The 7,907-nt window shown below is 69.0% G+C and carries 7 protein-coding genes; 4 read left to right on the plus strand and 3 right to left on the minus strand.

The window, feature by feature from the left end:
* Positions 1-189, minus strand: a 189-nt coding sequence (locus tag AACZ35_RS10120) for a winged helix-turn-helix transcriptional regulator (protein WP_339828760.1), incomplete at its 3' end; no start/stop codon positions are given.
* Between the two features lie 92 nt (positions 190-281).
* Between AACZ35_RS10120 and AACZ35_RS10125 the strand changes: the two genes are divergently transcribed.
* The gene (locus AACZ35_RS10125; RefSeq protein WP_339828763.1) at positions 282-1,466 is read left to right on the plus strand and encodes an aminotransferase class I/II-fold pyridoxal phosphate-dependent enzyme; all 1,185 of its coding nucleotides are present in this window, start codon (positions 282-284) and stop codon (positions 1,464-1,466) included.
* Here AACZ35_RS10125 and mutS read toward each other — a convergent pair.
* A complete protein-coding gene (gene mutS, locus AACZ35_RS10130) occupies positions 1,450-4,032 on the minus strand; it encodes a DNA mismatch repair protein MutS (protein ID WP_339828766.1) in 2,583 nt (860 codons plus the stop codon). The genes AACZ35_RS10125 and mutS overlap by 17 nt on opposite strands.
* A 43-nt stretch (positions 4,033-4,075) precedes the next feature.
* Complete coding sequence (locus tag AACZ35_RS10135) at positions 4,076-5,308, minus strand: TonB family protein (protein WP_339828768.1); 1,233 nt, start codon at positions 5,306-5,308, stop codon at positions 4,076-4,078.
* Positions 5,309-5,440: 132 nt separating this feature from the next.
* Between AACZ35_RS10135 and AACZ35_RS10140 the strand changes: the two genes are divergently transcribed.
* The 3 genes from AACZ35_RS10140 (at position 5,441) to recA (ending at position 7,863) form a co-directional block, all read left to right on the plus strand.
* The gene (locus AACZ35_RS10140) at positions 5,441-5,947 is read left to right on the plus strand and encodes a CinA family protein (RefSeq protein WP_339828771.1); all 507 of its coding nucleotides are present in this window, start codon (positions 5,441-5,443) and stop codon (positions 5,945-5,947) included.
* A gap of 54 nt (positions 5,948-6,001) precedes the next feature.
* Complete coding sequence (lexA, locus tag AACZ35_RS10145; RefSeq protein ID WP_339828774.1) at positions 6,002-6,646, plus strand: transcriptional repressor LexA; 645 nt, start codon at positions 6,002-6,004, stop codon at positions 6,644-6,646.
* 182 nt (positions 6,647-6,828) lie between these two features.
* The gene (gene recA, locus AACZ35_RS10150; protein WP_339828777.1) at positions 6,829-7,863 is read left to right on the plus strand and encodes a recombinase RecA; all 1,035 of its coding nucleotides are present in this window, start codon (positions 6,829-6,831) and stop codon (positions 7,861-7,863) included.
* Positions 7,864-7,907: the final 44 nt, after the last annotated feature.

Genomic DNA, 7,907 nt, shown 5'->3' on the forward strand with positions numbered 1-7,907 from the left:
GATGCCGATGGCGGCGGGCGCGACTTCGGCGTGGAATCCCTGCAGCACCCCGGCTTCGCGCAGCCGCCGGACGCGCTCGAGCGCGGTGGACGGGGCAACGCCGACCCGGGCGGCCAGGTCCTTGTTCGGCAGCCGCGCATTCTTTCGCAGAAGCCGCAGTATGGCGAAGTCTGTTCGGTCCAGATGCATTTTCAGCCCCCTGTTCGGAAATAGTGTTCGGCCAGGCCGAACCAGCCGCAAGTCTAAGCCATAGTGGCTGCCTGCCGTCCCCGGAGCCCGCCATGACGCATTTCGACACCCTCGCCGTGCACGCCGGCCGCGAAGACTTCGCCCGCCTGGGCGTGCACGCGCCGCCGATCGACCTGTCCACCACTTACCCGGTGGCCGACCTGGATGCGGGCACCGAGAGTTTCGACGCCCTGGTCGGGGGCGCCGCCAGCGCCGCCAATCCCATCTACGCGCGCCTGCACAACCCGACCGTGGGCCGGGTCGAAAATGCGCTTGCCCGCCTCGAAGGCACCGAAGCCTGCGTCGCCTACGGCTCGGGCATGGCGGCGCTGACCGCGGTGCTGCTGGACGCGCGCTCGCGCGGCAGCCACGTGCTGGTGGTGCGGCCGCTTTACGGCACCTCCGACCACCTGCTGGCCTCGGGCCTGTGCGGGCTGGAAGCGGAGTTCGTGGACGCTGCGGAAATCGCCGCGCGCCGCCGCCCCGATACCGCCCTGGTGATCATCGAAACCCCGGCCAACCCCACGCTGGACCTGGTGGATATCCGCGCCGTGGTGGCCGCCGCCGGCGACGTGCCGGTGCTGGTCGATTCCACCTTCGCCACCCCGGTGCTGCAGCAGCCCGCTTCGCTGGGCGCCACATACGTGATGCACAGCGCCACCAAGTTCCTGGGCGGCCACGGCGACGTCATCGCCGGCGTGGTCTGCTGCAGCGAAGAACATGCCCGGCCCCTGCGCACGGTGCGCGCGGCCACCGGCGCGCTGCTGCACCCACTGGGTGCCTACCTGCTGCACCGCGGCCTGCCGACACTGGCCATCCGGGTCGAACGCGCGCAGGCCAATGCCGTCGTCATGGCCGAACGCCTGGCCGCGCATCCGGCCGTGGCCCGCGTCTTCTTCCCGGGCCTGGGCACGGTGCGCAATGCGCACCTGGTGGGCACGCAGATGGCCGGCCCCGGCGCGCTGATGGCTTTCGACCTGCACGGCGGCCACGAAGCCGCGGCCTCGGTGATGTCGCGCGTGCGCCTGATGACGCCGGCGGTGAGCCTGGGCTCGGTGGACACGCTGATCCAGCACCCGGCCGGGCTGACCCACCGCGTGGTGGATGCGCAGGCGCGCCTGGCCAGCGGCATCGGTCCGGGCCTGCTGCGTTTGTCGGTGGGCATCGAAAACGTCGACGACCTCTGGGCCGACCTGGCCCAGGCCCTCGAGGGTTCGCGCCTCAGCGCAGCTGCCTGAGCCGGTAGAGCGCCTCGAGCGCCTGCTTGGGGGTCAGTTCGTCGGGATCGATCGCATCCAGCGCTTCAAGCGCGGGCGAGGACTGGGGTGCGAACAGCCCGAACTGCTGCGGTGCATCCAGCGCCGCCGGGCTCATCTCCGCTACGGCGTGCGGGGCGCCGCGCTGTTCCAGGCTGGCCAGCGTGCGGCGGGCCTGTTCAACCACCGTGCGCGGCAGGCCGGCCAGCGCCGCCACCTGCAGGCCGAAGCTGCGGTTGGCCGGGCCGTCCTTCACCGCGTGCATGAAGACCAGGCGGTCGCCGTGTTCGATGGCGTCCAGGTGCACGTTGGCGATGCCGCTGCCTGGTTCGGCCAGGGCCGTGAGTTCGAAATAGTGGGTGGCGAACAGCGTGTAGGCGCGGTTGGCCTGCGCCAGGTGGCGCGCGCAGGCTTCGGCCAGGGCCAGGCCGTCGTAGGTCGAGGTGCCACGGCCGATTTCGTCCATCAGCACCAGCGACTGCGCGGTGGCGTGGTGCAGGATGTAGCTGGTTTCGGCCATTTCCACCATGAAGGTGGACTGGCCGCGCGCCAGGTCGTCGCCGGCGCCGATGCGCGTCAGCACGCGGTCCACGGGGCCTATGACCGCGCGTGATGCCGGCACGAAGCTGCCGATGTGCGCCAGCAGCACGATCAGCGCGTTCTGGCGCATGTAGGTGCTCTTGCCGCCCATGTTCGGGCCGGTGATGACCAGCATGCGGCGGTTCTCGTCGAGCACCAGGTCGTTGGGTTCGAAGGGTTCGTCGCGCACGGCTTCGACCACCGGATGCCGGCCGCGTTCGATGCACAGGCCGGGTGCGTCGGTCAGCTCCGGGCGTGACCAGTCCAGGGCCTGGGCGCGTTCGGCGAAGGCCGCCAGCACGTCCAGTTCGCTCAGCGCCGCGGCGCAGCGCTTGAGCGGCTCCAGCGACTGGTTCAGCGTTTCCAGCAGGTCTTCGTACAGGGCTTTTTCGCGCGTGAGCGAACGTTCGCGCGCGCTGAGCACCTTGTCTTCGAAGGCCTTGAGCTCTTCGGTGATGTAACGCTCGGCGCCGGTAAGGGTCTGCCGGCGCGTGTAGTGCGTGGGCGCCTTGACCGACTGGCCCTTGCTGATTTCGATGAAATAACCGTGCACGCGGTTGTAGCCGACCTTCAGCGTGGCGATGCCGGTGGCGGCGCGCTCGCGGGCCTCCAGGTCGACCAGGAACTGGTCGGCGGTGGTGGACAGCGTGCGCAGTTCGTCGAGCTCGGCGTCGAAGCCTTCGGCGAAGACGCCGCCGTCGCGCATCAGCACCGGCGGCTGCGGCACGATGGCGCGGGCCAGCAGGTCGGCGGTGCCGTCGTGTTCACCCAGCGCCGAGGCGAGGGCGTCCAGGCGCGGGGAATCGAGCGGTGCCAGCACGCCGCGCACGCCGGGCAGCAGGGCCAGGCCGTCGCGCAGCGTGGACAGGTCGCGCGGGCGCGCCGAGCGCAGGGCCACGCGCGACAGGATGCGTTCGATGTCGCCCAGGCCGCGGAAGGTTTCGCGCAGGGTTTCGTGGGCGCCGGAATCGATGAAGGTGGCGACGGCGTGGTGGCGCTGGCCGAGCACGCCGCGGTCGCGCAGCGGCCGGTTCAGCCAACGGCGCAGCAGGCGGCCGCCCATCGGGCTGACGCTGGTGTCGAGCACGCCCAGCAGGGTGTGTTCATTGCGGCCATCAGTGCGGCTGTCGAGTTCCAGGTGCCGGCGCGTTGCCGCATTGAGCGCGATGCCGTCGCCGGCCGATTCGAAGGCGATGGCGGTCAGGTGCGGCAGCTGCTGCTTCTGGGTTTCTTCGACGTAGGCGAGCAGGGCGCCGGCGGCGGCAGTGGGCAGCGCCTTGTCTTCCAGGCCGAAACCGCTGAGGTCGTGCAGCTTGAAGAACTTCAGCAGCTGGCGCCGGCAGGCGTCGGTGTCGAAACCCCAGGGCGGGCGGCGGCGCAGGCCGGGCTGGGTGGCCAGGAAGCTGGGCCAGCCGTCTTCGTCGGGCAGCAGCAGTTCGGCCGGATCCAGGCGGGCGATTTCCGCGGCCAGCTGGTCTTCGTCGGCGACTTCCGACACCAGGAAACGACCGCCGGCCAGGTCGGCCCAGGCCAGGCCGAAGCCGCTGCGGCCACGGCTGACCGCCATCAGCAGGGTGTCGCGACGTTCCTGCAGCAGGGCCTCGTCGGTGACGGTGCCCGGGGTGACGATGCGCACGACCTTGCGTTCGACCAGGCCCTTGCTGGCGGCCGGGTCGCCGATCTGTTCGCAGATGGCCACCGATTCGCCCAGCGCGACCAGGCGCGCCAGGTAACCCTCGTAGGCATGCACGGGCACGCCGGCCATCGGAATGGGCGACCCGCCGGAGCTGCCGCGCTGGGTCAGGGTGATGTCCAGCAACCGCGCCGCCTTGCGCGCGTCGTCGTAGAACAACTCGTAGAAGTCGCCCATCCGAAAGAACAGCAGGATGTCCGGGTACTCCGCCTTGGCGGCGAAGAACTGCTTCATCAGCGGGGTGTGCGGCGGGGTGTTGTTCTGTTCGGGGGGCATGGCAAGGGCGGTGGTTGAACCGCCCTATTGTGCCGGAAGTGCGTCAGGCGTCGGATGCGGGCTCCGCCGCAGGTTCATCGCCCGACGGCGGGGCATCCGGCGTGAACTTCACCTGCACCCGGACCCAGCCTTCGATCTTGTCGCCCCGGCGGCCGTCGCGGCCGGCGTTGAATTGCCAGTCGCGGGCGGCTTCCATCGCGTATTGCTCGAACACACCTTCAGGCCTGGCCAGATGGACACGAACGTCATCGGGACTGCCGTCTTCGCCCACCAGTACGTCCAGGACCACCACGCCACCGATACCGTCCCTGGCCGCCGACGCGGGGTACTTCGGGTTGCCGAGGACGTCATCGCTCGTCAGTACCCGCAGCGAGGGCACGTCCGCCGGTGGCACTTGCGTTGGCTGCGCGGCCCAACTGCCAAGGGCCACGAGTGCCAGCCCGGCGGCGATCACGGCGCTGCCGGCGCGGCGGCGGGCAGCGCTGGGGGAGGATTGCTTGAGCATGCTGATTCTCTCCTTCAGGGGATGGCGCGAGGGCCAGTGGCAGCCAAGCGGCAGGCTGATCGCCGCGAGCTGGGTCTTGAGCATGGCTTCGCCGTAACTGCGGCGATCCTTCGGATGGCGGCGAAGCACGGCGGCATCGCAGGCCAGTTCCTGGTCCAGCCGGAAGCGCCGAGCGGCCATGTGCACAAGCGGGTTGAACCAGAACAGGCATCTCAGCGTGGCGGCCAATGCCTGCGCGGGAATGTCCCTGCGTCGCAGGTGTTCGCGCTCGTGCGCCAGCAGCAGCGCCTGTTCGCGGGCGTCGTAGCGCGAAGTGAAATCGCCCGGCAGCACGATGCGCGGTCGCCACAGGCCGAACACCGCCGGACTGGCTTCGTCGCTCTGGTCGAATTCGCTGCCCGGCTGGCGGCGGACCTGGTTCGCGAAGCGCCGCTGGGTACGCACCAGGACCGCCGCCAGGACCAGCGCACCGAGGCACCAGGCCAGCAGCAGCCCGGGGCGGGGATCCACGGGTGCCTGCAGGACCGCCGATTGCACGCCCGCCAGCGCCTGCGTCGTCCAGGACGGGGATGCCGACGGATGCGGCGGCAGCGAGGCCGCCTGGGGCAGAAGCACGGCCACCAGGGAGAAGGGCACCGCGGCCCAGGCCAGATACGCCAGTTCCGGGCCGAAGGCGCGACGGAGCAGGGGGCGCAGCAGCAACACCAGCGCGATGGCCAGGGAGCTGGCAAGAACCAGCTGTTGGGCTTCGTTCCAGAGCAGGTCGATCATGGGGCTCCCGATGGCGTGTTGGTGTTTACGGATGTAATCAGGACTCGAGATTACATTTGTAATTGACAAAGTCAAGCCCCGGGCCGGCGTGTGCCGATAGCCATCGGCCGAACCGGCGACTACGCTACCGCCATGAGCGAAACCACCGAGCTTTCCGACGACGCCCTGCATGCCCTGGCCGAGCGCGTGGGAACCACGCTGCAGGCCAGCCACCTGATGCTGGCCACGGCCGAAAGCTGCACCGGCGGCTGGATCGCCAAGATGATCACCGACATCCCGGGCTGTTCGGCCTGGTTCGACTGCGGCATGGCGGCCTATAGCTACGAGGCCAAGCAGGCCCTGCTGGGCGTGCGGCCCGAAACCCTGATCGAACACGGCGCCGTCAGCCGGGAAACGGTGCTGGAAATGGTGTCCGGGGCCCTGGTGACCTCCGGTGCCAGCATCGCCGTGGCGGTGACCGGTATCGCCGGCCCCACGGGCGGCAACCCCGACAAGCCGGTCGGTACGGTCTGGATAGGCTGGAAGCGCCGCGGCGGTTACCCCAAGGCCGAACTTTTCCACTTCGACGGCGACCGCGATGCGGTGCGCCGGCAGACCGTGGCCGCGTCGCTGCAGGGCCTGCTGGCCCTGGCCCGCTAGCCCGCGACAAGGGGCTTGACAGCCCGGGGCGGTTCGTTAGTAGTATTACTACTAATGGACATCACCGACACCCAGCAGGCCATCCTGGCCATGATCACCGAGCGCATCGAGGCCGACGGCGTGCCGCCGTCACAGGTCGAGATTGCCCACGCCTTTGGCTTCAAGGGCGTTCGCGCGGCCCAATACCACCTCGAAGCCCTGGAGCAGGCCGGCGCCATCCGCCGCGTGCCCGGGCAGGCGCGTGGCATCCGGCTGGCGGTGTCCCCCGGTTCGTCGTCCCCGGCCGCCGACCTCGTCCCGGCGGCCGGGGACGCACCCCTGCGCCTGCCGGTGCTGGGCCAGGTGGCCGCCGGCCTGCCGATCGGCGCCGACGCCGGCCTTCACGACATGGTGCTGCTCGACCGTGTCTTCTTTTCCCCGGCGCCCGACTACCTGCTGCGGGTGAAGGGCGACTCCATGCGCGACGAAGGCATCCTGCACGGCGACCTGATCGGCGTGCACCGCACCAATGAAGCACGCAGCGGCCAGATCGTGGTCGCGCGAATCGATGAGGAAATCACCGTGAAACTGCTCAAGATCGGCAAGGACAGCATCCGCCTGCTGCCGCGTAATCCCGACTTCGCCCCCATCGTCGTCCAGCCCGACCAGGACTTCGCCATCGAAGGCCTGTACTGCGGCCTCGTAAGGCCGAACCGTTGAGCCTGGGCCAGAAAAAAGCCGGCAGGAAGAAGTCCAATTCCCTACTGCGCATCGAAGCACAAGAGGCTGCCGCCGGTCCGGAAGGGCAGGCAGATTCAGGGGCAGCGGAACCTTCTCAATCCGTGAGACCCGGCCCCGCTAACCTGGCGACCACTGACAACAAGACACCAAGGACCAAACCCATGGACGAGAACAAGAAGCGCGCCCTCACTGCTGCCCTGGGCCAGATCGAAAAGCAGTTCGGCAAGGGCGCAGTCATGCGCATGGGCGACAAGGCCATCGAGCCGGCCGAGGTCATCGGCACCGGTTCGCTGATGCTCGACATCGCGCTGGGCATCGGCGGCCTGCCCAAGGGGCGCGTCATCGAAATCTACGGGCCGGAATCCTCGGGCAAGACCACGCTCACCCTGCAGGCCATCGCCGAATGCCAGAAGGCGGGCGGCACCGCCGCCTTCATCGACGCCGAACACGCGCTCGACCCCACCTACGCCCAGAAGCTGGGCGTCAACGTCGACGACCTGCTGGTCAGCCAGCCCGACACCGGCGAGCAGGCGCTTGAAATCGCCGACATGCTGGTGCGCTCGAACTCGGTGGACATGGTCGTGGTCGACTCGGTCGCCGCGCTCACCCCGCGCGCCGAAATCGAGGGCGAAATGGGCGACCAGCTGCCCGGCCTGCAGGCCCGCCTGATGAGCCAGGCCCTGCGCAAGCTCACCGGCAACATCAAGCGCAGCAACTGCATGGTCATCTTCATCAACCAGCTGCGCATGAAGATCGGCATCATGATGCCGGGCCAGAGCCCGGAAACCACCACCGGCGGCAATGCGCTCAAGTTCTACGCCTCGGTGCGCCTGGACATCCGCCGCATCGGCGCGGTCAAGAAGGGCGACGAAATCATCGGCAACCAGACCAAGATCAAGGTGGTCAAGAACAAGATGGCGCCGCCGTTCAAGATCATCGTCACCGAAATCCTCTACGGTCAGGGCATCAGCCGCGAAGGCGAGCTGATCGACATGGGCGTGGACGCCAAGCTGATCGACAAGGCCGGCGCCTGGTACAGCTACAACGACGAGCGCATCGGCCAGGGCAAGGAAAACGTGCGCCAGTGGCTCAAGGACAACCCGGCCGTGGCCAAGGACCTGGAAGCCAAGCTGCGCGAGAAGTTCGTGCCAGGCCTGGTGATCGGCGACGAGAACGCCGAGTCCGTCGAGGGCTGAGGCCGGCATGGGCCGGCCGCGCGGCGAAGCCGCCGATGCCTACC

It is taken from the genome of uncultured Arenimonas sp., assembly GCF_963976025.1.
In the GTDB taxonomy this organism is placed as follows: Bacteria; Pseudomonadota; Gammaproteobacteria; order Xanthomonadales; family Xanthomonadaceae; genus Arenimonas.